The organism is Halomonas sp. IOP_14, assembly GCF_021021315.1.
GTDB lineage: Bacteria > Pseudomonadota > Gammaproteobacteria > Pseudomonadales > Halomonadaceae > Vreelandella > Vreelandella titanicae.
The window spans coordinates 1-25238 of the sequence record NZ_JAINWD010000011.1; the positions used below are offsets into that span (position 1 = coordinate 1).

Below are 25238 nucleotides of genomic sequence, written 5' to 3' on the forward strand. Positions count from 1 at the left end.
GTTTCGCAATGGCATAACCCGCGTTATTCAATCTGGCCACAACGGCATCAAGGTTATCGGTCGCATAGGCAAAATGGGCCAAGCCAACGCTGTGGCCTTTCAGATCGCGATTCGCCCCTTCGCCGTGATCGCTAAACGCCAGGTAATGTTCGTCGTCACCAAAGTGCACCCATTTACGCGGTTTGCCATACCACTCGCCACGGCCTTCATCGCGTACCCGCCAATGCGGGAATACAGCGCGGTAAAAATCCAACATGGCATCCATATCATCAACGACCAGATTAACGTGTTCCAAGTACATAAGAGTCTCCTTGCGTTAAGTGAAATGGCAGGATAAAACCTCAACTTCACTTGAGGTAAAGCTGTTATTGGAAAAAAATGGCAAAAAAGATTCAGGAGTGCGTGATGGCAGAGGCAATTTGGAGTGTTGGCAAGGTGGCAAAGCGCTGCGGCATTAAAGTCAGCACCTTGCACTTTTACGAGCAACAAGGTCTGATCCAAAGCTGGCGCAATGCGGGCAACCAGCGCCGTTACAAACCGGAAGTGCTAAGGCGGATTTCGGTGATTAAAGCCGCGCAGAAAGTCGGCGTGAGCCTGGATGAGATCAAGCGAGCTTTTGAATCACTGCCCAATAACCGCACACCGATGGTTGAAGACTGGCAACAGCTTTCAAAAAACTGGCAGCAGATGCTTGATGGCCGGATTGCTTATCTGCAAAAGCTGCGTAATAACCTGGCAGGCTGTATCGGCTGCGGCTGCCTGAGCATGACCAGTTGCCCGCTCTACAACCCGGACGACAAGCTGGCGGAATCAGGTAGCGGCCCAGTCCTGTTGGATCAGGCAGAACAGAAAGCGAGAGCTCAGCAAGAACCAAGCGCTAGCTCATAGCGCTTATTAGCAGCCCTCAAGCATTAATCTACACGAATGAACCACTTGGGTTTGATGCGTCCGAAGTCACGGCGGGTGTTTGTTTTCAGGGATTTTTTGGAATCCAGCACCACGGTTTCCCGCTCGCTTCTAGCAAACACCACCCAATGCCAGAAAGGTCTGCCCTGCTCCATGCGCCATTTGATCGCCAACAGTGCTTTATCTGGAAGGCGCTCCCAGGTATCGAATGGCGTCTCCGTAGGAGCAGCCGTGATACCCAAAGCACGCAAGAGCTTACGAACGTACTCGGTGTCTGACCAAAGCGCTGTGTCTTCGGCATAGATACCCAAAGCGTTTGCTTTTTCTTTGGCCTGCGCATAGCTAATGCCCGCAAGAGCAGCGCATGATGCGATGCCACAGCCGGATATTTCTTCTTGAATGACGGGGTTCATTTGGTTGCCCGTGCTCCGTTTGGCCACTACTTAACTGCCTTCATCTGCTTATGCCTAACTGCCTTGGTAGCCAATTATATCAAGCCGCTTGGGTTCGCTCGATTCACCCTCAACAAGCGCTTTTCTCAACGTGGCAAGGCGCTCTTGAGCCTGCTGACCCCGTCTCGAATAAAAGCCAGGATATCTTGGAACACAGGGTATTCAGGGCCAGCCAGCAACTCTTATAGACGTCTAAACGGGCCAGTCTCAGCCAAATGGTCGTGGGTAGAAAATGCTAGGATTTTCATCATAGCATCACGTCTAACACAGTGCTTAGCAGTGACTTTTTAGCCGTGAAGCAGTGTGACAGTTATTCAGTAACGTAGCTTTTTAGGCTTCACTTCCTAGAAAAATTTCACGCACGTAAGCCACTGCTTCTGGTATGCCCCCAAGAGTCGCTACTGCTAAATGGAAATCATGATGCATAGACATCTCCGTAGGCAATGCCACACAGTTGATGCCCGCCTGGAAGGCAGCTTCAAGCCCATGCTGAGTATCTTCAATTGCTAGACATTCAGCGGCGGAGACACCAAGCTGCTGCAGAGCGAGTAAATAACAATCCGGCGCAGGCTTGCTTGCCCGGACATCATCTCCTGAGACTATCGCAGAAAAATATTGCTCTAACTCGTTGGCCCTTAACGTTGTTTGAACACCGTTCGCACTGGCACCCGTTACAACAGCAAGCTTCAGACCTGCGCCATGAAAGTAGGATATGGCCTCTTCTACACCGGGCATCATGGGGAAAGTTTGCCGTTCCAGGTACTCACGTGTTGCGGCGTTCTTCGCCTCAGCAAGTAGCTCCGGAGATTCATCCATGCCATATCGCTGCACCAAGTCTATGGCATTGGCAGGAGTTGGTACGCCTGCATAGCGAGCCTTGTACTGCTGTTCCGATAACGTAAAGCCATAGCGCTGAAGAACTTCCACCCACATTCTGTAGTGAACTGGTTCAGAGTTGACGAGAGTGCCATCATGGTCGAATAGGATTGCTCGAAGTTGCATATGATTTCCGAGAAACGTAATTTGTGAACGCTAGCATAGTTATAATAGATGCTAGCTTGCCAGCCCCCATAATTAGCGCATTGGTGACTTGTGATAAAGCGAAGCGGGTTCAGCGCTATCCGCATGGCGTAAATTATCGGTTGGGGTGATTGACTATCCTTACTAATGAAAGTATCTATCAGAGTATTTGCACGTTCAATGTTCCGTTCGTAAATTAACGAATCGAATACAGCCCCCTCTGTTGTATCAGGGTAATCACACGTAGATAAGGACTCTCATTCTAAGACAAGCGAGTGTTCTCGATATTTGTCTGAACACTCCCATGTCCGCTACCGACTTCTCACTTGATCGCGTGCGTCATTTGCGACGCGTGCATGGCGCAAAATTTAACGAAGAAATCATCGATCACGCCTTTGAGCTGTGGCTGATTGTCTTTGACGGCCAGAAAGAAGTCGGCTTGCTTCGCGCTTAACGCGGTTATTCATTTACGGCTCAATGCGAATTGGTGTTCCGTTTGGCACCGCGTGCCAAATCTCTTCCATCGCAACATTGGTAACCGCGATGCAACCATCAGTCCAATCCCATCGTTGGACTAGGCGACCCAACCAGCCGAATCCGTTCCTCTGACCGTGGATCATGATCATACCCCCAGGCGAAACGCCACGCGCCTCCGCCTGTGCGCGATCATCCTCGTTTGGGTATGAGACATGAAGAGACAGATGAGCCATGCTGTTAGGGTTTCTCCAGTCGAGTACATAGTCGCCTTCCGGTGTCTGTTGATCACCTTCTTTCTGTTTATGTCCGACCGGATTACCTCCGAGTGCAATCCCGTATTCGCGGTATGGCTCGCCATCCCTCAATAGATAAAGTTTCCGCTCTTCCTTGAGCACCAATACTGCCTCTGCCTGCGGAAGTTCTTCAGCAAACAACGCTGGCAAGCGGGAATCTGCAAAGTAGACACCCACCCCAAGCGTCAGAACAAGTAACAGGATTGCTAGAAGTCTGTATCGCACTTTAACCGCCTTTTGGTATAACGCCGTGCGTATTCGCACGAACTTACGAGCGTCGCAGGGGCCACAGGCCCCGAATGACGCACCTCGTTAGATTCGTACTAATGATGCCCGTGCATCATTAGTGCCTTGACTGTCTTCCACTGAACCGCTTCGTTCGCAATAGTGATACGCTGCACTTGTGCTGCTTAGTGAACCGAAAGCTCTTCAAGGCTTAGATGAGTTTAGGCTGCTCGGCGATAGCCAAACCACAGAAAACCCCTATTTATATTGAATTAAATACATTATTCTACTTCATAACAAGATTCGCCATTCTGCATCATGAAGCTAGTTGCACAATTCGAGCAACGAACAGCTGCTTTTACTTTATACTGCCTCATCTTTTATTTTCGACACACCTTACGACAATCTGTCAGGGCACCTTATGCCATTTGCAAAACTAGGCTTATCCACTCCTCTTGTTCAAGCGATTACCGAACTAGGTTACAAAACTCCAACGCCAATCCAGAAACAAGCGATTCCTGCCATTCTTTCGGGTAACGACTTAATCGCTACCGCACAAACAGGCACAGGCAAAACCGCTGCCTTTGTTCTGCCTCTGCTAGAACGATTCAGCAACGCGGGAACGTTACGCGGCAAGCGCATACGCGCACTGATCCTCGTGCCCACCCGTGAGCTTGCGGTTCAGGTCGAAGCCAATGTGGCTCAATACGCTAAACACACGCAGTTAACCTCCATGGCTATGTATGGCGGTGTGGATACCGAAGCTCAAAAAGAGCGCCTGATCAAAGGAGTGGATATTCTGGTCGCCACGCCGGGCAGATTGCTTGATTTGGCACATCAGCGTGCACTGCACTTTGATGAACTTAAAGTCATGGTATTGGACGAAGCGGACAGAATGGTCGACATGGGTTTTGTCGACGATATCTATAAAATCATAGAACGCCTGCCTGAAGACCGTCAGAACCTACTGTTTTCGGCCACAATGACCGACGACGTTCGGGCGCTGGCCTACGATTTTTCAGATAGCAAGATGACCGATCTTGCGGCTGAAATATCCATTTCTCCCAATATCCGCGCCGCCGCTAATGTCCAACAATGGCTAATCACCGTCGATAAAGACACTAAGTCCGCCTTGTTAAGCCACTTGATCAACGAACAAAAGTGGGATCAGGCGCTTATTTTTACCGAGAAAAAACACAATGCAGCCAAGCTTGTTGCTCAATTGGAAAAACGCGGCATCACAGCGGATTCCATTCATGGCGATAGAAGCCAAGCGATGCGCGAAAAGATTCTGGCTCAGTTCAAATCTGGCGAATTAAAGTACTTGGTCGCCACAGGGGTTGCCGCGCGAGGTTTGGATATTGGCGAACTGAGCCGTGTGGTGAATTATGATTTACCCTTTAAGCCAGAAGAGTACATCCACCGCATTGGCCGAACCGGCCGCGCGGGCGCCTCAGGGGAAGCCATCTCTTTAGTCGACATGAGTGACTTTAAAAATCTTTGTGCCATTGAAAGACGGTTAAAAAGCATTATTGAGCGCAAAGAGATTGCAGGCTTTCCGGTTCGCAAAGCAGTACCCGAGTCAAACTTAAACTATAATAAACAAAGTAATCGTTAAACCTTAAAAAAGAAGCTCACCTCTTAAAAAAGGTGGGCTTCTTTATTACAGCCATTTCAAGAAGCTGGTAAAAACACATCTAATAGCTCGGCATTCGTTGGATATTTATCCAATAACTCAAGCAACTTCTGCGCGCCTTCTACTGGCTTAAGCGTTGTCAAACCTCTGCGCAATGTCCTTACCTTTTCAATATCTTTTGCATCAATCAAAAGCTCTTCTCGACGGGTACTACTTTTGGCAATATCTATCGCAGGGAAAATCCGTTGATTGGCAACTTCCCGGGATAACACGAGTTCCATATTGCCGGTGCCCTTGAACTCCTCGAAAATCACCTGATCCATACGACTTCCGGTATCCACCAGCACGGTGGCCAGAATGGTGAGCGATCCGCCGTTTTCGATCTTTCTCGCGGCGCCAAACAGTTTTCGCGGTATTTCCATCGCTCGGGAATCCAGCCCACCCGACATAGTGCGACCATTGCCCCGCTGCTCGGCATTATGAACGCGCGAGAGTCTCGTCAAAGAATCGATCACAATCATCACGTTATGACCGTCGCCTGCTTGCTTACGCGCCGTCTCAAGAAGCTTGTCTGCCATTTTTACATGGTGTGTATAGCTTTCGTCTGAAGACGATGCATGCACTTCTGCCGAAACACTGCGTTTAAAATCGGTCACTTCTTCCGGGCGCTCATCAATCAACAAGGCATACAGCTTTATTTCCGGATGAGCCTCAGCCACGGCCTGACAGATATGTTTTAACATCGTCGTTTTGCCAGAGCCTGGCGGCGCAACAATCAACCCTCGCTGCCCCATCCCAATAGGCGTAATTAAATCCATCATTCGCACAGTACGCTGCTTAGAACCAGGCTCTAAATAAATGCGTGGGGAAGGATGAATAGCGACGCCATTTAAAAAACGTTTTTCGGGATCATTAGGGAATTGATCTTCAACCTCGTCGGCGGGCTTGGCGCCTACCTGCCTTTTCACCTTCAAACCTAGTGTTTTTCTCGTCATAATATTGATTGATCGCCTTAAATAACTTGAATTTATAGAATACTGAATTTATAAAAATAGCTGCATCATAGGCCAGCCGACTGGTCGCTCCTTGCGGCACTCGGTATGGAAAACGGATAAGTCTCACTTGCGCTCAAGCGTATCGGGTTGGAGCTAATCTTAGTAGTTGACCACCACCATGGCGTCCTGATCTTGGTTATAGGGCTTGAAGTGCGGCATGCTGACCACTCCTCGTCTTTTTTCTCGAGCCTACCAAAACCTAGACGTCAAAGGGGTTTTTCTACAACCTCAACACCAAACACAGCGGCGCGAGTTTATGAGCGTCCGGCGGCCGCAAACTGCTGCGTCTTGTTAAATTTCGGCGCTCCAGACTTCAAACTTGAGACCGCCCCCTCTAATGCCTATTGAACATGCACATCAATACAAGTAAATTGATGAATGAGAGGATTACTCTCAAACACTTGAGGAAAACTATTATGGCTCTTAAACCAGGTCCAAAGCCAATTGCAGAATCAACAGGGAAACCCGATCAACGTCGACGTGACAATAAAAAAACACCGGGAAATACTCCGGACTTAAAACCTAGTAAATCCTCAAAAAAATAGAATATATTACTGATAAGAGCTACTGTAATGGTAGCTCTTCATGTTACTTTTCTTCTCGTCTCACCTGCGTGCTGTAAGTTAACAGTAATTAGACTTCACGCTCTGGTATGGAATGAACGCGCTGTGCTATTCAACATTCTTATCATGCACATAAAACAGCCCTAATCACCTGACATCCTGGATTCATAGAATAACCTCAGCACTTTGGTTCACACAGTAGAGGAAGGAGGGCCAACGCCAGTACCCTCTCGACTTTACCAACGGGATGGAGTCCGCCCCACCCTACTCCAGCGCTGCTGCGCCACAAGCCAAATGCCAGCGGAGTTAGTGTAAGCCATCTGTGGATCTTCTGGGATAATAAGAAACAGGGCGGTGAACTATGGAAGCGAACGCCAGCGGCGCTATCAGCGCCAGTTGGACAACTATACGGGATTGGGCAATATCCCACAGCGCCCCGCCGAAGTGGGAAAGAGGCACCATATCGTCGATTGGGAGGGCGATACGGTATAAAGGAGACCCTAGCGGTTACCTCTTCGCAGCGCGCCTTCCTAAGATCACGACCACTAGAACGGCCAAGCCGATCACACAGTTATTAGCACCACGCCGTGGAGCAGTGCGAACCATCGGCCAAGACCTTTTTTGCGGCCCGCACCGCTCATGCCAGCATGGCACCAATGAAAACACCAACGGACTGATTCGCCAACATTTCCCGAAAGGAACGGACTTCCGAAAGGTGAGCGACTCAGCACTGAAGAGAGCCGTTGCCAAGCTACACAATCGCCACAGAAAACGTTTGGGGTATCGGACATCGGCACAAGTGTTCCTCGGAGAGCATTCAGGGGCGCTGAAAACCACAGGTACTGCGTTTAATGTTTGAATTCAGGGTTTCAACAGCAGGTTTGCCAGTCGGCTAGCGCCCCTGGTTAACTGTTTATTGGATCCAGAACCCTGCTATTTCGTTTTCCCGCATGGCCATTTTTACGAGATTGTCGGAATCCGAGCTGGCAAGGGTCATCTTCCACAAATGAACGTTGAAGCCGTCCTGATTTAAAGCGCCCAAATACTCTGACTGATAGCCATCCACAAGCCTTGGGGATAAAGACTCTGAAAGAGCACCAAACTGATCTTGGCTGATCGATTGGCGAAAGTTTGCATCCGCATGATCCATAAATTGCTCATAGCTCTCTGAGGCAATGGCATCTATCTGCGAACGAAACAGCTCCATAATCATTGGCCTAGGCTTGGTATCTGCCCATGCCAACGATGAAAAGAGTGACAGCAAAAGTATCGCTGTTAATGCAATCCTATTCACAACGAGTAACCTCCCTTATAACTTATTATCAGCCACCAGCAGGTTTGAAAATCACATACCCGCTATTTTATAGAATGCTTATTCGCTACATATGAAAAGTAGCGTAGCTGACGCGCCTATCGCAAGAAATTTTGCATGGTCTTAAGGGACGGGCTTAGGTAACAGCCTAACTTTGTCAGACGATAGTTTTTTGGTGACGGGATAGACGCTTGATCGCCCAATAAATTGGGCTCTTACAACACCCTCTGCACAGGGCCTTGTAAGCGCCCAACTTCGTCGAGCATGGCTTGCGGTGGCGGGATAACTGCTGATCGCGCGACGAAATGCCAGCCCGTAACCCAATTGCAGAGGGCTTCTGTAAGAGCCCGACTCCGTCGGGCGATCGTTTTTGGTGGCTGATTACACGCTGATCGCCCAATGAATTGGGCTCCTACAGCCCCCTATTGCAGACTTTGTGGCACTATGCCCCTTATAGGGCACCGTGCACTTAGCTGGGTGGGCGTATTAGGCTTTCAGAACGTAGCGCAGGGTTTCAACCACTTGATCAGTAGTGGTGCACCAGGCCTGAGCACCAGCATCGACTTCTTTCAGCGGGTGGATAATATCTTCGCTATGAAGGGTGATGTAGGGCTTGGCGAGGGCTGCGCAGTAGCCTGCGTCGAAGGCGGCGTTCCACTGTTTGTACTGGTCGCCGAAGCGTACAACGACCAGATCCGCCTGCTCGATCATGGTGCGGGTGCGAATGGCGTTGACCTTGGACGACTGATGGTCGCGCCAGAAGCCATTTTCCGGCTTGCCCAAGTGGTCGCCAGCGGCGTCAGAGGCGGCGTGGTCGGTGGCCGGTGCGGTAAACACGATATCCAGGCCCGCGGCCTCGGCGCCGCGCTGGATTTCTTCGCGCCAGTCGGTGTGGATCTCGCCGGATAGGTAAACGTAAAAGCTCATGGCCATTCCTCAAAGGTTAGTTGGTCAGTAGCGCTATTTTATGGAAAATCATTCCATATTAACACCAGCACTATAGCAGAGGCTGTCTGGCCAGCAGATAAATATCCATTATCCAGCCGTGGGTGTCGCGCAGCTCTGCTCGGCGCTGGATGATCTGGTCGCCGACGTCGCTTAGCCAACCTTTGATCAGGCACTGTTTATCCATGCCCAGGTAGGCGCCCCACCAGATGTAGGTGTCATCTTGTGGCAGCGTGATAAACGCCCCGCCGCTATCCAGCATTACGGCGACGGTGGCGGCATCACTTGGCCAGCCGCGCTCGCGCAGGCGGCGGCCGGTGGTGATGTGTACCGGTTCGGCGAGGGCGTTGAGGGGGATTTTATGTTCAGCAGTGAGCACTTGCAGGCTGGTGATGCCCGGCACTACCTCTACATCAACCTGCTTACCCGCGGCGCTTAGGCGCTGGGTAATGCGCAGGCTGCTGTCGTAAAGCGAGGGGTCGCCCCACACCAGCATCCCTACTCGCCCGCCGTTGGGTAGATGTTCATCGATTAGCTGCGCCCAGACGCTGGCGATGGCAGCGTGCCAATCGTCTACCGCGCCGAGGTAGTCATTGCGGCCATCTCGACTGGGGAGATCGAACTCGACGATCTTGGTGGTTACCGGCGCTTCCAGCAGACGTTCGCAGAGTAAGCGGCGCAGGTCGATCAAATCCGACTTGGCCTCGCCCTTGCGGGGCAGCAGGATCAGGTCGGCGTTATTGAGGGCGCGCACGGCGGCCAGGGTGACGTGATCAAGGTTGCCGGTGCCGATGCCTATGAGCGATAGCGTGATCATGATTCGCTCTCTTGGTCTTGGCTTGCCGTAGCAAAAGGCGAATCCGCCGACTGGGGACGAAAGCGGCGGTCGTAGCCAACGGCGTAGAGGCTGCTCTCCTGGAAGTCATCGCTTTCGAGCACCGACCCCACCAGAATTAGCGCGGTGCGCTGCATGGTCTCATCAATCAAAGCTTCTATAGTGGCTAGCCGCCCGCGTACCACCCGCTCGTCGGGCCAGCTTGCCCGCCACACAATCGCTACCGGGCACTGGTCGCCGTAGTAAGGCGTCAGGCTTTCGACCACCTGGGTAAGGTTATGAATAGAGAGATGGATGGCAAGCGTAGCCCCGGTGCGGGCAAAATTAGCAAGCGTCTCATCGCTGGGCATGGCGCTGGCCCGGCCCGGCGTGCGGGTGAGCACTACCGACTGGGCGACACCGGGCAGCGTCAGCTCCTGGCCCAAGGTTGCCGAAGCAGCCGCAAACGCTGGCACGCCGGGGGTAATGCTGTAGGGGATATCCAGCTCGCGCAGGCGGCGCAGTTGCTCGCCCATGGCCGACCATACCGATAGATCCCCCGAATGCAGCCGGGCGACATCCTGGTCTTCGGCGTGGGCGCGGCCGATTTCCTGCATGATGTCATCCAGCGATAGCAGCGCGGTGTTGATCACCCGCGCCCCTGCCGGGCAGTGCTCGAGGATTTCCTCAGGCACTAATGAGCCTGCGTACAGGCACACCGGGCAGGCGGCGATCAGGTCGCGCCCGCGCAGAGTAAGCAGATCCGGCGCGCCGGGGCCGGCGCCAATGAAATGTACCGTCATTATCTATTTCCTTCTGCTAACGCCAACGCGGCGGTGGCCTGTCGATCCGCTGAGATGATTCTTGGCCCCACTAACTTAGCATTAGGGCCCGCCGCTAATAGCGCCACGGCCTCGGCCACGCTGCCCGTGCCGCGGGCCTGTAAACTTTGTGCTGAATGAGTCAGCGTTGTCACCGTTGGTAGCTCGGCGTCCGCCACGGCGATAACTTCAATGTTGCGCAGTCGTCCCAGTTCTTCGACTAACGGCAGCATTGAATGAGCCGCCGCCAGCTTATCGATAGCCCCGTACAGGTCTTTAAGTTGATCCAGCGCCTGGGCGAGGGATTCAAGCTTGGCCTCGCTGCGAAAGCCAAATCCCGCTATTCTCAAACCCCGTGCTGTCATCGAACGCCCCGCCACTGAACGATCGGATAGCTGGCCTTCCAGCCCCGCCGGGTGCCGATGGGAGTGGCGTTGGCCAGCTCCAGGCGCAGCAGCTCGCCCCCTACCTTGTGCTGCCAGTGCGCCAGCAGCGCTTCGGATTCCAGGGTGACGGCATTAGCGACGATGCGCACACCCTCGGGCAGGCGCTGCCATAAGTCGTCCAGCAGCGCATGGGATAACCCGCCACCAATAAATACCGCGTCCGGCAGCGGCGTATCGTTCAGCACTTCCGGCGCACTTCCCTCTTTTACTTCCAACCAATCGACGCCCAAGTTAACTGCGTTGCTCCGCGCTCGCGCTGCACGTTCTGCGTTTTGCTCGAAGCCTACCGCCTGATTATCCGTATGAACGAGCAGCCACTCAATGGCGATGGAGCCTGAACCGGTGCCGATATCCCATAGCCGCTCGCCTGGCATGGGGGCCAGCGCCGCCAGAGTGATGGCGCGAATGGCCTGCTTGGTGATCTGGCCGTCGTGGTCAAAAAAATGGTCCGGCAGGCCGGGCGTCAGCGGCAAGGCGGGGCCGTTGCCGGCGATTTCCAGCGCTACCGCCACCGGGTGGGCGATATCCTGGGGCAAGCTGGCGTCGACACGACAATGGCGAATGCGCTCGTTATTACCGCCCAGGGCTTCCAGCACCGTTAGTTGGGAATCCCCAAAGCCAAATTGGCTAACCAGAGCGGCGAGTTCGGCCACCGCTTCGCCGTCTCTTACCAGCAACAGCAAACGCCTACCGGCATGCAGGTAAGGCCGAATACGAGTCAGTGGTTTGGCGTGCAGGCCCAGGCAGGTGCAGCGCTCCAGCGGCCAACCCAAGCGCCCAGCCGCCAGACTGAAGGTGGAAGGCGCTGGCAAAGCCAGCCACTCGCTAGCGCTAAGATGCTGCGCTAATGTTGTGCCCGCCCCAAACCAGAACGGGTCGTTCGAGACCAGCATGACCACCCGGCGGCCGCGCTGATCTAATAGCGCGGGAATGCCATCGGCAAAGGGCACCGGCCACTCCATCACCTCGGCGTTTAGGGGCGGCAAAAGGCGTAGGTGGCGGCGTGCGCCGAACACTACCTCGGCACTTTCCAGTGCAGCGCGGCTTGCCGCCGTTAGTGCCTGTGTGCCACCCTCCCCCCAGCCTAAAAGGGTCAGCCAGGGAGCCTGACCCACTGGAGCGTGAGAAATTTCAACCATGATCAAGATCCTAATTCTCGGGGGAACCTCGGAGGCCAGCGCCCTGGCCAGTGCGGTTGCCAAGCGCAGGCTTCCCGCCATTTTCAGCTATGCGGGTCGCGTTGCCACGCCTAAACCCCAACCGCTACCAACCCGTATTGGCGGTTTTGGCGGCGTTAACGGCCTTGCCGCCTTTGTCGCCCAGGAGCGCATCACCCATATCGTCGATGCCACCCATCCTTTTGCCGCGCAGATGAGCAGCAACGTGTTAGCCGCGGCGGCGCAGTTCGGCGTAAAGGCCATTGCCCTCACCCGGCCTGCCTGGCGACCTGTTAACGGTGACCAGTGGCAAAGCGTGGCAAATATCGATGAAGCCGTCAGCGCCCTGGCTGGCCCGCCCCAGCGCGTGCTGCTTGCTATCGGCCGCATGCACCTAGCTGTCTTTGCCGCCCAGCCCCAGCACCATTACGTGCTGCGCTTGGTTGACCCGCCTACCAGCCCGTTGCCGCTGGCCGATGTTAGCACCGTGATTGATAGAGGCCCGTTTACGCTGGAAGGCGATCTCGCCCTGCTTGAAACCCAGGGAATCCAGCGCATCGTGTGTAAAAACGCCGGCGGCGAAGGGGCGGCGTCCAAACTCACCGCGGCAAGAACCCTCGGCCTGCCCATGGTGATGATCGAGCGGCCAGCACTGCCTTCCCGCCACGAAGTTCATCGCATTGATGACGTTTTTAGCTGGCTCAGCGACCACGCTTAATCAGCGGAGCGCGGCGTATAAACCAGCGGCGATCCTGCTCGCTCTATCAATCGCGTCTGCTGGGAACCGACAATCACCAGGGTGCGCATATCGGCCATGTCCGGCGTCGCCTCACCTAGGGTGGTGACGCGAACCGACTCTTCTGGCGTAGAAACCGCCCGGGCAAAGATAATCAATCGATCCGGCCCGCAGGCTTCCCGCAGTACCTCTAGCGTTCTTTCAAAACCCGCAGGCCGTGCCTTAGAGCGCGGGTTGTAGAACGCCATGGCGAAGTCAGCCTCGGCAGCCAGGCGCAGGCGCTTTTCAATCAGCGCCCAAGGCTTGAGGTTGTCGGATAGATTAATGCAGCAGAAGTCGTGCCCCAGCGGCGCGCCAACGCTTGCGCTGGCGGCCAGCATGGCGGAAATGCCCGGCAGCACCTGAATATCCAGCGTGCGCCACTGGGTATCGCCCGCGTCCAGCGCCTCGAACACCGCGGCGGCCATGGCAAACACGCCGGGATCACCGGAAGACACCACCACGACTCTATGGCCCTCAAGCGCCAGCTGTAGCGCCTGCTCCGCCCGGCGGATCTCTTCGCGGTTGTCCGAGCCGTGGCGGACTAAACCAGCACGCGGCGCGACCCGGTTAACGTAGGGCACATAGCCCACCACGTCGGTGGCTTCCTCCAGCGCAGCAGTTACCTCGGGAGTGACCATGGCCTCAGAGCCCGGCCCCAGACCGACGATTTTCAGCCAGCCGCTCATGGTCGCCTCCCATGGCCATGGATCAGCACAATCGAGAAGTACGGCACGCTCTCGCCCACGTCCGCCAGCGGCAATACGCGTTGTTGCGACATGGCGGCGTACTCGATCAGCCAGGCTTCGCCTTCGCGGCCAGCGTGAACCAGTGCCCGACGCAGCTTGGCCAGGTTACGGCCAATCTTCATCACTACCAGCGCGTCGGTCTGGGCGATGCGCTCGGCCAACGCGTCTTCCGGTAGCGTGGCCATCAGCACGGTCAGGATGTCATCGCCCCAGGTAATCGGCTGCCCGGTGGCCGTCCACGCCGCCGACATGCCGGTAATTCCCGGCACCACCGAGACCGGCACGCGGTTTAGCAGCCGCGTGTAGAGGTGCATGAAGGAGCCATAGAAGAACGGGTCGCCTTCACACAGCACCACCACATCGCACCCGGCTTCCGCCATCTCGATGAGCTGGGCCACGCTGCGTTCGTAGAAAGCCGCCAGTAGCTCATTGTAGCGCGGGTCGTCGAAGGGAATTTCCGTGGTGACCGGGTATTCCATGGGCAGCTCGATCGCGCCGGGCGGGATCATGCCCTCCACGATGGTTCGCGCATGGCCGCAGCGACCCTTTTTACGAAAATACGCCACATGGGTCGCCCCGCGTATCAGGCGGTCGGCGCGCACGCTCATCAAGTCTTGGCTGCCTGGCCCCAGGCCAACGCCGTATACCGTTCCCTGGGTCATTCGATGCGATCCGCCATGGCGTTGATGGCCGCTACCGTGACGGCGCTGCCGCCCAGGCGACCGCGTACGATACAGCTGGGCAGTGCCGGGTTAGCCAATAGCGCTTCCTTGGATTCCGCCGCGCCGACAAAGCCTACCGGGCAGCCGATAATTGCCACCGGGCGCGGGCACGCCGGGTCTTCGAGCATATTGAGCAGGTGAAACAGCGCGGTGGGCGCGTTACCAATGGCGACCACGGCGCCTTCCAGGTGCGGCCGCCACAGTTCCAGCGCCGCTGCCGAGCGGGTGTTGGCCATTTCCTGGGCGAGGCCGGGCGTTCGCTCATCGTTAAGGGTGCAGATGACCTCGTTGTCAGCGGGCAGCCGCTTTCGGGTGATGCCTTCCGAGACCATGCGGGCATCGCAGAGGACCGGTGCGCCCTGCTCCAATGCGGCACGGGCCTTATTGACCACGTCATTTTGAAAATGAATATACGCAGCCAATTCCACCAGCCCGGCGGCGTGAATCATGCGCACCGCCACGGTCTCTTCTTCCACTGAAAAGCGGCCAAGCTCGGCTTCACTGCGAATCATCGCAAACGACTCCCGGTAAATCGCCGGGCCACTGGTTTCATACTTATAGGGCACCCAAACTCTCCAAATAAACTAATTCGCAGTTGCTGGTCTGCAAGGCCTCCGTGCCAGGACAGGTTTCCGCGAGGGCGCTGTGAACCCGTCCCTGGGCGCTACTTTTTCCATCCCTGGAAAAAGACCCTCGCTACAACCTGCCCTGGCACTCAGCTATCCAGCATATAAGCCACTATTTTTTTAATATCGATAAACCTAACGGCTTTCGCTGAGCTTCTTTATAACATCCAACGCCTCACTCTCGGTGAGGCCTGTCTTAATCGGCGTGCTATCGGCACCGCCGTTAACAACAACATTAAATCGACCTGCTTGCCCGACCAAGCACACATCGGCTGGGGCGCGACGGGCGCAGCCTTTAGAGCAGCCGGATATATGAACCGTTCCTTCCACCCAGCCGCTTAGCTTCTCGGCAAGCGGCTGGGTGGCGACACTCGCCTGTTCGCAAAAGGGCGCGCCGGGGCAGGCATCCATAGATAGCCGCGGGTCGCTATTATGACGGATCAAGCCATCAACCGCGGGTAGTGTATCGCAATCCTTCAATAACAGGCGCCGCCAGGGCGTGACCTGCACAGCACTGATACTTGCTTGCGAGCCACTTGCCGGAAAGACCGCCTCGCGCAGCGTATCAGCCGCCACCCGACCAAAAGGCAGGCCAACCACCATGCCCTCGCGATTTTCGCCCAGCGCCAGCTTCTCGCCATGGGAGGCGGGGGCTGTATCAGCCGGCGCCCAATCTGGCAGCGGTGCTGTGTGCCGCCGCATACGGCCTGACTCCCAGCCGCCGGTATTTACGAACCAGTGGGTCAGGCGTATCAGTTGCTCGACGGCGGCCTCGGTATTGTTCACCGCCGTGCCTTGCGCGTAGCCATCGGGGCGCACCATCAGGCCGCCTTCCGTTGAGCGCTCGATTCGAAAATCAGCGGCGCTGTCGCCAAGCACCGGCGCGTTTCCCGCATCGATGGCGATGCCCACCTTGCCGGGCATGGTGGCTAATTCGCTACCCCGCGCCTGCAACAGACTGGCAATGGTATGGGTGTCATCGCCCACTTGCCATGCGGGCGCCAGCATCAGCTGTGGCTGGCGTTCTGCGTCCGGGTCGTCGCTGACCAACTGATGCTCGACCAGAAACGCCATCAGTAGCGGCCAGCTTTCGTCGGTCACCCCACGCAGCTGCAGGTTGGCCCGGCTGGTGAGCTCGATCAAACCGCTGCCGAAGGTCTCGGCGGCGTCGCACAGTGCCAGCGTCTGCTCGCGGGAAAGCTGACCCAGCGGCGGGCGCACACGCACCAGCAGGCCATCGCCGGTGGCCATGGGTCGCCACGCGCCGGGGCACCAGCCTTTAATGCGCGGGCTGGGCGACATGACCACTGGTCTCTTTGGCTTCGTCCATTTCCAGCAGCAGATCCTGAAGCGACTCGCCATGCTCGCCGGGGGCTTGCCACATGCCCCGCTGGGCCGCTTCGAGTAAGCGCTCGGCCATCTCTTCCAGGGCGGCCGGGTTGTGCTCGCGCAGGAACTGCTGATTGGCGGCGTCGAGCACCAGGGCATCGCTCACCTGGGCGTACTGGTAGTCGGCAATCAGATCAGTGGTGGCGTCATAAGCAAACAGGTAGTCCACCGTGGCGGCCATCTCAAAGGCGCCTTTGTAGCCGTGCTCGCGCATGGCGTTGATCCATTTGGGGTTCAGCACGCGGGAGCGAATCACCTTGGCCAATTCTTCTTTCAGAGTGCGGATCTTGGGCATTGCCGGGTTGGCGTGGTCGGCGTGGTAAATCTCCGGTGCCTTGCCACTCAGCGAGCGAGTGGCGTTGGCCATGCCGCCCTGAAAGGCGTAGTAGCTGTTGGAATCGAGAATATCGTGCTCACGGTTATCCTGGTTTTGCATCACCGCATCTAGGCCCTGGAGCTGCTGCTCGAACGCCGCCCGCGCGGCGGTGCCGGAGGCCTTAAACTGGCCGTAGGCGTAAGCCCCTGCTCCAAGATAGGCTTCGGCTAAATCGTCGGCGCTGTCCCAAGAGCGGTTTTCAACCAGCCGGTTGAGGCCCGCGCCGTATTCGCCGGGCTTGCTGCCAAAGATACGGTAGCTCGCCTCCTGGGCGGCCATCTCGGGGCTTAGCCCCTGCTCTTCCAGTGCTTGCTGGCGGGAAAGCACCGCCTCGCGGATGGTGTTGCTGTTGCCCGGCTCTTCATAGCGCGCCACCGCCTGCACCGCGGCGTCAAACAGCCGAATCACGTTGGGGAAGGCGTCGCGGAAGAACCCGGACACCCGCAGCGTAACGTCGACCCGTGGGCGATTGAGCAGCATCGAGGGGATCACTTCAAAGTCGCTCACCCGCTGGGAACCCAGCGACCAGATGGGCCGCACGCCCATCAGCGCGAAGGCCTGGGCGATGTCATCGCCGCCGGTACGCATGGTGGCGGTGCCCCAGATGGACAGCCCCAGCCGCCTCGGGTAGTCGCCGTGATCCTGTAGGTAGCGCTCGACAAACGCCTGGGCGGATTTTTCGCCCAGCGTCCAGGCGGCGGGCGATGGAATCGAGCGGTTATCCACGCTGAAAAAGTTGCGCCCGGTGGGCAGCGTATCCAGCCGCCCCCGGCTGGGGGCGCCGCTGGGCCCGGCGGGCACGAAGATGCCCTCAAGGCCGTCGAGCAGCGACTGAATCTCCATCTTCACCCCGCGCTGCATGGTGACCCATAGCTGGTCCCGGGCGTAGCGCAGCTGCGCTGCCGTATCGGGGTAATCCTGGGCCAGGTCATCCAGGCAGCCGTCTGCCAATACGTAGTCGGCTACCCAGCGTTCGGCCAGCAGCTCCAGCCGCTCGCGGGCATCCGCCCCGGTGCGCCAGGGGGTATTGAGCTGTTGGCTTAAAATGGTCGGTTCAGGCCCCTGCCAGGGCTCGTTGCCCGCGGCTAACGGATCAAAATTCAAGCCTAAATCGCTGGCCAGGTTGTGCAGCAGGCCGCGGCTTGCCACCGCTTCGCCCCGGGGTAGTCGCAACAGCGCCACCAAAGTGCCCGCCCGCTTCTCTTCCGGCGGCAGCGTGCCGAGTATGTGCAGTCCATGACGGATCTGCGATTCCTTGATGTCGCAGAGGAAGGTATCCAGCTCGTTGAGAAGTTCGGCATCGTCGCTGCTGTGAGCAAGCTCTTGGTCGATACCAGTATCACGCAGGTGGGCGAGAATCTGGCTGCGAATCAGCGCTTCTCGGCGGGGATCCATATCCAGCGCTTGATAATATTCGTCGGTGAGCGCTTCAAGCTCGGCCATGGCGCCGTAGAGCTCGGCCCGCGCCAGCGGCGGCATCAGGTGATCGATAATCACCGCCTGACTGCGTCGCTTGGCCTGGGCACCCTCACCGGGGTCGTTGACGATGAACGGATAAAAATGCGGCAGCGGCCCCAAAGCAATATCTGGCCAGCAGTCGGCACTCAAGGCGATGCTTTTACCCGGCAGCCACTCTAAATTGCCGTGCTTGCCCACATGGATAACCGCATCGACCTGGTAGTGCGCGCGCAACCAAAAATAAAACGCCAGGTAGCTGTGCGGCGGCGCCAGCTCCATATCGTGATAGGACTGGGTGAGATCGTCGATAAAGTCGCGTTCCGGCTGGATACCCACGAAGGTTTCACCCAGACGAATACCCGCGATCATCAACCGCCCTTGGCGGCACTTGGGGTCTTCGTGAGGCGCGCCCCAGCGCGTCCATACCGTTTCCTGAAGCTCGGTGGGCAGGGTTTGAAACCAGGCCAGATAATCGTCAACGCTAATGCTCTGCCAGCAGGCGCGCTGGTCGAGGCTGCCGTGATCGTTGGTTACCGCGCCCTGAAGCTGGCGGATCAAGTCATCGCCGTTTTCCGGCAGCTCGCTGAGCGGGTAACCCGCCTCCTTGAGGGCGCTTAGAATCTGCAGCGTCGACGCGGGGGTATCCAACCCGACGCCGTTACCGATCCGGCCGTCGCGATTGGGGTAGTTGGCCATGATCAGCGCGACCCGCTTCTGCCCGTTGGGGGACAGCCGCAGCGAACAAATGCGCCGCGCCAGCTCGGCCACAAAGGCGGCTCGTTCCGGGTGGATCACGTGGTGGGTCACCGCCAACTGGCAGCGCGGGTTGTAGTGGGCTTCGGCTTTAAAGCCCACCGCCCGGGTGATGATGCGGCCATCCATCTCGGGGAGCACCACCTGCATCGCCACATCGCGGCTATGCAGCCCGGCGGCCATGCCCTGCCAGTCTTCCGCAGTGCTGCTGGCAAGTATCGCCTGGAGCACGACGGGTCGGCCTACAAACAGGTTGTCAGGAAGTTCTTCCCCCTGGGCATTCAGCCCGTCGGCATTGCGATTGACCGCAAAGCTGGTGGTGTTAATTACCAGCATCGCGCCGGTCTGCTCAATCAAGTGATTGATAAAATCAATGCACGGCCCTTCTTTCAGGGACGCCACGGCGACCGCTAACGGCTCAAGCCCCTGGTCTTTGAGCGCCGCCAGCAAGCCGTCGGGTACGGCGGTATTCGCCCCCTGCAAATGGCTGCGATAAAACAGCAGCAGGCACACCGGCCGCCCCGCCACCTGGCGATTACGCCACTCGCTGAGACTGGAGGCCTGCTGCTCTTGCGGCGCATAAATCACCGCTGGCGGAATGACCTTGGGTTCCTGCCAGTCGCCCATGTGCTTGTCCATACACTCGCTGGCGACAAAGCGCAGCAGCTGCTCGGCGTTATCAGCGCCGCCCTCTCGCAGATAGCGCCACACGCGGTACGCGTCATCGAAGGCGATGGTGGAGTCTTCCAGCAGCGCATCATCCGGGGCATCGCAGCCCGGCACCAGAATCAGCTGGCGCTCGGGTTTGGCCGCCGCCCAGGCGAGCAGGCGTTCATGGCCGTACTGCCAGTAGGCCTTGCCGCCCAGCAGCGAGACGACGACCAACTGAGCCTTTTCCAGCACCCGATCTTCGTAGAGATCATAGGCGGCCGGTTTTACCAGGTTCATCCAGTTGGCCAGCCGCACCGAGGGGTACGCCTCACCCAGTCGATCCACCGCCTGGGCCAGCGCCGACAGGTTGCTATCGGCGGCGGAGAGTATCACGACCTCGGCGGGGCTCTGTTGCAGGTCGATGATGCCTTCATCATCGACAAAGCCTCCGGGCTTGGCGGCAAATAAGTGCATTAGGTAGCCGTTTGAACCTCTGCTTCAGCCAGCGCGTCACGCAGCGCTGCGCTATCCAGGTGTTTGCCAATAATCACTAATTGGGTTTGGCGGAGTTCGTCCTGAGCCCATAGCCGGTCGAAGTAGCCTTCCAGTCTCTCGCCCACCGCCTGGATGACCCGACGCATGGGCTTGCCGGGGATCGCCGCAAAGCCTTTGGCGCGGTAGATCTCGTGGCTTTTCAGCAGCTGCTGGAGCTTGTCGGCCAGCACATCGCCATCGACTTCGCCCAGGGTGATCACGCAAGAATCAAAGTTATCGTGGGCGTGGTCGTGGTGAGCGCCTTCGGCGTGGTGCTTGTCGTGGTGATTGGTAATGCTATCGATGTTTTTTTCGCTTGCTGCGCCAATGCCCATCAGCGCTTCCAGTTGGGTAGTGTCGGTCGTCAGGGTCTGATCGATAAACAGGGTTTTCACCGACGCCGTCACACGCGCCTGAATCACCGCTTCCACCTTTGTGCGCTCTTCCGGGCTGAGCAGGTCGGCCTTGCTGACCAGCACCAGATCCGCCGCGCTGAGTTGGTCATCAAGCAGCTCGCGCAGGCTGGGGTCGTGATCCAGGCTCTCGTCGGCGAGGCGCTGGGCGGCCACCTTGTCCACGTCGCTGGCATAGCGCCCGGCGGCCACGGCGGGGCCGTCGATCACGGTAATAATCGCATCCACGGTGCAGTGCTGGCGGACGTCGGGCCAGTTGAACGCCTGCACCAGCGGCTTGGGCAGTGCCAGGCCGCTGGTTTCGATCAGGATGTGGTCGATATCGTCGCGGCGGGCGACCAGCTTTTTCATGACCGGCAGAAACTCTTCTTCCACGGTGCAGCAGATACAGCCGTTGGCCAGTTCATAGATGCTGCCGTCCTCACCGTCTAGCTGCCCGCCTTCGCTACCCTCTTCACACCCCAGCACACAGCTGCGCAGCAGGCTGGAGTCGATATCCTGTTCGCCGAACTCATTGACGATCACGGCGATCCGTTTGCCGGTCACCTGACGCAGAATATTGGCCAGCAGCGTGGTTTTACCGCTGCCCAGGAAACCGGTCACGACCGTGGCAGGAATCTTATTCAATTGCATGGGTAAATGCCTCGCTGTGTTGCGGTTCGCAGTACGCCGGGCTGGCAGAAAAGAGCCTTGCCACAGCGTCAGGATTATTAGGGAAAAACAGATGCAAATAGGTCGCCGTCAGGCGCTTTTGACGGTAAATCGCCTCCCCCGGCGCGGGGTGGCGCTGGCGTCGGCCGTGGCCAATCGGCTCGAGGGTGCCTTCCGCCATGGAGCGGTGGTGCGCGTGACCGCGAACCGGGCCTTCCGGCAGCTCGGCGGTTTGCATTCCCTGGCAGCCGTGCCGCCCGCGCATGGCCCCCTGCCCAGGCAGCAGGCCCAGCATCGTATGGGTAATATCGTCGTAGTCGGTCAGGGTTTCCAGGCAGTACAGCAGCCCGCCACACTCGGCCAGAATGGGCTTGTCGGCGCTATAAAAAGCCTCAATGGCCGAACGCATGGCGCCGTTATCCGCAAGCGTTTGAGCATGAAGCTCCGGATAGCCACCGGGCAGCCAGAGGGCGTCGCATTCGGGCAGGCGGCTATCCGTCAGCGGCGAGAAGAAACGCAGCGTCGCGCCCATCTGCTCCAGTAGATCGAGGTTGGCCTGATAGACGAAGCTGAAGGCGGCGTCCCGGGCCACGCCAACGGTATAGCCTTTGAGCAACGGCTTAACGGCCGCAAGTTGTTCCTGGGGGGCGGTAAAGGTCACGGGTGAAAGCGCCGCGAGCGCATCCAGCAGCCCGGCGGCTTCCAGCGCTTTGGCGCCCGCCTTGAAGCGGGTTTCCAGATCCTCACGAATTTCCGCCGCCTGCACGAGGCCCAGGTGGCGCTCGGGGAGTGACAGCGCGGGGTCGCGGGGCATGGCGGCCAGCAGAGGAATCGTAGGCGGCAGCGCCCCTTCGATCAGCTCGCGGTGGCGCTGCGAGCCGCAGGCATTGGCGATCAGCCCGGCGATATGGATGTCGTCGCGAAAGCCGACCAAGCCCGAGACAAGCGCGGCGGCGGTCTGGGCCATGCCTTTTACATCCATGACGATCGCCATGGGAATATCGAACAAGGCCGCCAGATCGGCGCTGGAGGGCTCGCCGTCGAACAGCCCCATGGCGCCTTCCACCAGGATCAAATCGGCTTCGCAGGCGGCGTCATAAAAGCGCTGGCGGCAGTAGGCTTCGCCTGCCATCCATAGATCCAACTGATCCACCGGCTGGCCGGAGGCCTGGGCGAGTATCTGCGGATCCAGGTAGTCCGGGCCGGTTTTGAACACCCGCACCACCTTGCCCTGGTTGCGCAACAGGCGCGCAAGGCCCGCCGTGACGGTGGTTTTGCCCTGGCCTGAGGCCGGGGCGGCGATAAACAGCGCGGGGCAGCGAGCGGTTGGCGTCGTCATCAGTATTCGATCCCCGCCTGGGCTTTGACGCCGCCGCGAAAGGCGTGGCGCTCATCCTGAACGACGCTGATGGTATCGGCGATTTCCTGCAGCGGCGTGGCCATGGTACGCCCGGTAATGATGACGTTCTGGTGCGCCGGGCGGCTCTGCAACGCTTCCACCACCGGCTCGGGGTCGAGATAGCCGTACTTGAACATATAGCTCATCTCGTCCAGCACGATCATGTGATAGGCGGGGTTCTCCAGCAGCCCTTTGGCGACGGCCCAGGCGGCTTGGGCGGCTTCGATGTCCCGCTCGCGGTTCTGGGTTTCCCAGGTAAAGCCGTGGCCCATGATGTGCCAGTCGAGCTTGGGATGATCGCGAAAGAACAGATACTCGCCGGTTTCCCGGCGGCCTTTGATGAACTGGATCACCGCGCACTGCTGGCCGTGCCCCAGTGAGCGCGCCATGGTGCCGAAAGCAGAGCTGCTTTTGCCCTTGCCGTTGCCTTTGAGCAGAATCAACACGCCGCGCTCTTCCGTCGCCTTGCTGATGCGCTCGTCGACCACGTCTTTTTTACGCTGCATGCGATCTAAATGGCTTGCGTCGCTCATGAGAGGTTCCCAGGTTGATGTGCATAGACGGTAGGCGCCAAAAATGGTTTGCCAAACGAGGCCGGCCAGTAGCGCGCGCCCAACTGCTGGGCGATTCGCGCGCCCTGCCCACGTTTGACTTTGGACTGTTCGGTATCGATCAGCAGGCAGTCATCCAGCGGGGCAAGATCGTCAACGGTTTCCCGGGTGCGTCCGTCGGTGATCAGATAGGTGCGCACCCTCAGGCCAGGCTCGCGGCGTTGCCACTGGCGGATCAGCCGCTTGGCTTCAATAATTGCTTCCCGCAGCGGGGTGCCGCCACCGCCTTTGGCCGCCTCAAGCGTACCCCGCGCGTTTTTCGGCGCCCGGCGACGGGAGAGTATCGGCACGACACCGCCATTGCCAAACCCCAGCACCGCAACCTGCTCCCGCGCGGCGTAGGCTTGGCTAACCAGCGATTCGACCAGCCCCTTTGCCTGGCCCAGCAGGCGCTGACCCAGGGTGGAACCGGAGGTGTCCAGCAGCACCAGGTGCGCTGTCGCCTGCCCAGAGCGGGTCTTGCGCATCTTTAGCTGCTGCCAAGGCCACTGACCGCGATTGGCGATAACGGTCGCAAACCCATCCAGCCGGGAAGTCGTCACTTGGGATCGCCCCTGGCCCAACGCACCACCTTTTCCAGCGCTAGCGTTGGTATCGGTGCGGTTGGCCAGCTTAAAAAGATCTTCGCTATCGGGCAATTTCACCGCTGGTTGGATAATCGCTTCCTGGGCTATGGGAGGCATTGCGCCCCACTGGCCCTGTTCAGCGCTCTGTTGGGATGAACCAGCGGTCGATGCGTTATTGCCCGACGACGAACCGCTCTCGTCTTTCGAAGGTGTTCCATTAGGTGGAGATGATGGCGGGCTCTGCTCAGGCGGTTGGGTACGCCGATGAGCCAACACCCAGGGTTCAACGGTGTCGATATCCTGCTGCTCCACGCTAGCCACACCACGCCAGGCCGCATGGGCCTGGGCGGCGCGGTGCCAGGTAACGTCTGCCCGCAGACCTTCAACGCCCGCGGCTTCACAGCAGTTGGCAATCGTTCGATACACCCAGGTGTCGGTGGTGATCTCTTTGAGCAAGCGCTGCGCTTTAGCAATGCGCCCGACCAGAGCGGCCTGGGCATCCTCAACGCGTTCGAGCGTGCCAGTGGGGTCGCGGTCAAAGGCTTCCCGTTGCTGCACAATGGCAATGCGCTCGTCGATGCTTATGGTTCCAGCCTGTTCAAGGCAGAGGCCAAAGCGGTCAAGCAACTGAGGGCGCAGCTCGCCTTCGTCCGGGTTCATGGTGCCGATCAGGCTAAAGCGCGCCGGGTGGGAGTGGCTAATGCCATCGCGCTCAACAATATTGGTACCGCTGGCGGCCACGTCTAGCAGCAAATCAACCAGGGTATCCGGTAGCAGATTGACTTCATCCACATAGAGCACCCCGCCGTCGGCTTTAGCCAGCAGCCCGGCATGAAAGGTAGCTTCGCCATTGGCCAGTACCTTTTGCAGATCCAGACTGCCAACCAGCCTGTCTTCGCTGGCACCCAGCGGCAGAGTGACAAAAGGGGCATGCTTTCCTTCGCTATCGCTGGGCAGAATGGCGGCCAGCGCCCGAGCTAAGGTGGATTTAGCGCTGCCCCTTGGCCCACTAATCAATACCCCGCCGATGCGCGGGTTAATGGCGTTAAGGAGCAGCGCGGTCTTCAGCGACTCCTGGCCGACCACCGCCGCAAAGGGGAACTCACTCACCGGCACCTCCCGTGCTGGCCAAGCCCGCTAACCGATCACTACTAGCCAACTGATCTGGGGAGCATGGAACTTGAATATGATTCATGGCAACTAGCTAAGTGTTAATAAAATCATTCATAAAGAAGCGGGAACAGAAAAGGCGTTCAGTATAGAGGAAGGGGTGGCGGCGAGGCCAATTTGTTGCAAGCTATTAACTTTGCGAGGGCATATATCACTTATGCTAAGGATACAGTTGGATTTTTACGCCCTCACATAATACAATGTTATAACATTCCATTTTAAACAAGAACTCATAAGATCCTTAGGCTTTCTGTTGTTCGCTATCCACCTGCA

24 protein-coding genes and 1 pseudogene are annotated in these 25238 nt (G+C 57.8%); 5 read left to right on the forward strand and 20 right to left on the reverse strand.

From position 1 onward, the window contains the following. A partial coding sequence (locus K7H09_RS10500; RefSeq protein ID WP_230804608.1) for a VOC family protein occupies positions 1-301 on the reverse strand: 301 nt, incomplete at its 3' end. 104 nt (positions 302-405) lie between these two features. On the opposite strand from K7H09_RS10500, the gene soxR reads away from it, so the two are divergent. After that, complete coding sequence (soxR, locus tag K7H09_RS10505; RefSeq protein ID WP_230804609.1) at positions 406-888, forward strand: redox-sensitive transcriptional activator SoxR; 483 nt, start codon at positions 406-408, stop codon at positions 886-888. A 23-nt stretch (positions 889-911) separates the two neighbouring features. Here soxR and K7H09_RS10510 read toward each other — a convergent pair whose 3' ends face one another. Both K7H09_RS10510 and K7H09_RS10515 read right to left on the reverse strand, forming a co-directional pair. Continuing rightward, positions 912-1319: a hypothetical protein gene (locus tag K7H09_RS10510; protein WP_041158578.1), complete on the reverse strand. Its 408-nt coding sequence runs from the start codon at positions 1317-1319 to the stop codon at positions 912-914. A gap of 369 nt (positions 1320-1688) precedes the next feature. Beyond that, entirely contained in the window at positions 1689-2360 is a 672-nt protein-coding gene (locus tag K7H09_RS10515) for an HAD family hydrolase (protein WP_052475635.1), read from the reverse strand. Between the two features lie 322 nt (positions 2361-2682). Here K7H09_RS10515 and K7H09_RS10520 point away from each other — a divergent pair, with 322 nt between their 5' ends. Beyond that, positions 2683-2832 carry a hypothetical protein gene (locus K7H09_RS10520; protein WP_161575208.1) on the forward strand — a complete coding sequence of 50 codons (150 nt, stop codon included), beginning with the start codon at positions 2683-2685 and terminating at the stop codon, positions 2830-2832. 13 nt (positions 2833-2845) lie between these two features. On the opposite strand, the gene K7H09_RS10525 is transcribed toward K7H09_RS10520, so the two are convergent. Further along, complete coding sequence (locus K7H09_RS10525; protein ID WP_084625354.1) at positions 2846-3373, reverse strand: L,D-transpeptidase family protein; 528 nt, start codon at positions 3371-3373, stop codon at positions 2846-2848. Between the two features lie 421 nt (positions 3374-3794). Here K7H09_RS10525 and K7H09_RS10530 point away from each other — a divergent pair, with 421 nt between their 5' ends. After that, complete coding sequence (locus K7H09_RS10530) at positions 3795-4991, forward strand: DEAD/DEAH box helicase (RefSeq protein ID WP_041158666.1); 1197 nt, start codon at positions 3795-3797, stop codon at positions 4989-4991. Between the two features lie 56 nt (positions 4992-5047). Here K7H09_RS10530 and rho read toward each other — a convergent pair whose 3' ends face one another. Continuing rightward, on the reverse strand, positions 5048-6004 hold the full coding sequence (rho, locus tag K7H09_RS10535; RefSeq protein WP_052475636.1) for a transcription termination factor Rho: 957 nt from the start codon (positions 6002-6004) through the stop codon (positions 5048-5050). 922 nt (positions 6005-6926) lie between these two features. Between rho and K7H09_RS24600 the strand changes: the two are divergent. After that, positions 6927-7486: pseudogene (locus K7H09_RS24600) on the forward strand (transposase); the annotation flags it as partial. A 54-nt stretch (positions 7487-7540) separates the two neighbouring features. Here the strand turns inward: K7H09_RS24600 and K7H09_RS10545 are convergent. The 6 genes from K7H09_RS10545 to K7H09_RS10570 form a co-directional block, all read right to left on the reverse strand. Continuing rightward, complete coding sequence (locus tag K7H09_RS10545; RefSeq protein ID WP_141440944.1) at positions 7541-7921, reverse strand: hypothetical protein; 381 nt, start codon at positions 7919-7921, stop codon at positions 7541-7543. 504 nt (positions 7922-8425) lie between these two features. Then, positions 8426-8866, reverse strand: a complete 441-nt coding sequence (locus K7H09_RS10550) for a YtoQ family protein (protein ID WP_041158580.1) — start codon at positions 8864-8866, stop codon at positions 8426-8428. 70 nt (positions 8867-8936) lie between these two features. Next, positions 8937-9701, reverse strand: coding sequence for a precorrin-6A synthase (deacetylating) (gene cobF, locus K7H09_RS10555; RefSeq protein WP_041158581.1), 765 nt, complete (start codon positions 9699-9701; stop codon positions 8937-8939). Continuing rightward, positions 9698-10501, reverse strand: coding sequence for a precorrin-4 C(11)-methyltransferase (gene cobM, locus K7H09_RS10560; RefSeq protein ID WP_041158582.1), 804 nt, complete (start codon positions 10499-10501; stop codon positions 9698-9700). Before cobM ends, cobF begins: the two co-directional genes overlap by 4 nt. After that, positions 10501-10884, reverse strand: a complete 384-nt coding sequence (locus K7H09_RS10565; protein ID WP_041158583.1) for a cobalamin biosynthesis protein — start codon at positions 10882-10884, stop codon at positions 10501-10503. The genes cobM and K7H09_RS10565 overlap by 1 nt, the downstream gene beginning before the upstream one ends. Then, positions 10881-12104 carry a bifunctional cobalt-precorrin-7 (C(5))-methyltransferase/cobalt-precorrin-6B (C(15))-methyltransferase gene (locus tag K7H09_RS10570; protein ID WP_041158584.1) on the reverse strand — a complete coding sequence of 408 codons (1224 nt, stop codon included), beginning with the start codon at positions 12102-12104 and terminating at the stop codon, positions 10881-10883. Before K7H09_RS10570 ends, K7H09_RS10565 begins: the two co-directional genes overlap by 4 nt. Between K7H09_RS10570 and K7H09_RS10575 the strand changes: the two genes are divergently transcribed. Next, positions 12103-12840, forward strand: a complete 738-nt coding sequence (locus tag K7H09_RS10575; RefSeq protein ID WP_230804610.1) for a cobalt-precorrin-6A reductase — start codon at positions 12103-12105, stop codon at positions 12838-12840. The two genes, K7H09_RS10570 and K7H09_RS10575, sit on opposite strands and share 2 nt — an antisense overlap. On the opposite strand, the gene cobJ is transcribed toward K7H09_RS10575, so the two are convergent. The 9 genes from cobJ to K7H09_RS10620 all read right to left on the reverse strand — a co-directional run bounded on the left by cobJ (position 12837) and on the right by K7H09_RS10620 (position 24905). Next, a complete protein-coding gene (cobJ, locus tag K7H09_RS10580) occupies positions 12837-13586 on the reverse strand; it encodes a precorrin-3B C(17)-methyltransferase (RefSeq protein WP_041158586.1) in 750 nt (249 codons plus the stop codon). The two genes, K7H09_RS10575 and cobJ, sit on opposite strands and share 4 nt — an antisense overlap. Beyond that, on the reverse strand, positions 13583-14308 hold the full coding sequence (locus K7H09_RS10585) for a precorrin-2 C(20)-methyltransferase (protein ID WP_041158587.1): 726 nt from the start codon (positions 14306-14308) through the stop codon (positions 13583-13585). Before K7H09_RS10585 ends, cobJ begins: the two co-directional genes overlap by 4 nt. Continuing rightward, positions 14305-14934: a precorrin-8X methylmutase gene (locus K7H09_RS10590; RefSeq protein WP_041158588.1), complete on the reverse strand. Its 630-nt coding sequence runs from the start codon at positions 14932-14934 to the stop codon at positions 14305-14307. Before K7H09_RS10590 ends, K7H09_RS10585 begins: the two co-directional genes overlap by 4 nt. Positions 14935-15129: 195 nt before the next feature. Next, complete coding sequence (locus K7H09_RS10595; RefSeq protein WP_041158589.1) at positions 15130-16296, reverse strand: cobalamin biosynthesis protein CobG; 1167 nt, start codon at positions 16294-16296, stop codon at positions 15130-15132. Then, a complete protein-coding gene (gene cobN / locus K7H09_RS10600) occupies positions 16274-20095 on the reverse strand; it encodes a cobaltochelatase subunit CobN (protein ID WP_230804611.1) in 3822 nt (1273 codons plus the stop codon). Before cobN ends, K7H09_RS10595 begins: the two co-directional genes overlap by 23 nt. Beyond that, on the reverse strand, positions 20095-21201 hold the full coding sequence (cobW, locus tag K7H09_RS10605) for a cobalamin biosynthesis protein CobW (RefSeq protein ID WP_230804613.1): 1107 nt from the start codon (positions 21199-21201) through the stop codon (positions 20095-20097). Before cobW ends, cobN begins: the two co-directional genes overlap by 1 nt. Continuing rightward, on the reverse strand, positions 21188-22558 hold the full coding sequence (locus K7H09_RS10610) for a cobyrinate a,c-diamide synthase (protein WP_230804615.1): 1371 nt from the start codon (positions 22556-22558) through the stop codon (positions 21188-21190). The genes cobW and K7H09_RS10610 overlap by 14 nt, the downstream gene beginning before the upstream one ends. After that, positions 22558-23151, reverse strand: a complete 594-nt coding sequence (gene cobO / locus K7H09_RS10615) for a cob(I)yrinic acid a,c-diamide adenosyltransferase (RefSeq protein WP_141440939.1) — start codon at positions 23149-23151, stop codon at positions 22558-22560. The genes K7H09_RS10610 and cobO overlap by 1 nt, the downstream gene beginning before the upstream one ends. Next, on the reverse strand, positions 23148-24905 hold the full coding sequence (locus K7H09_RS10620; protein WP_141440938.1) for an AAA family ATPase: 1758 nt from the start codon (positions 24903-24905) through the stop codon (positions 23148-23150). The genes cobO and K7H09_RS10620 overlap by 4 nt, the downstream gene beginning before the upstream one ends. Between the last annotated feature and the right edge of the window lie 333 nt (positions 24906-25238).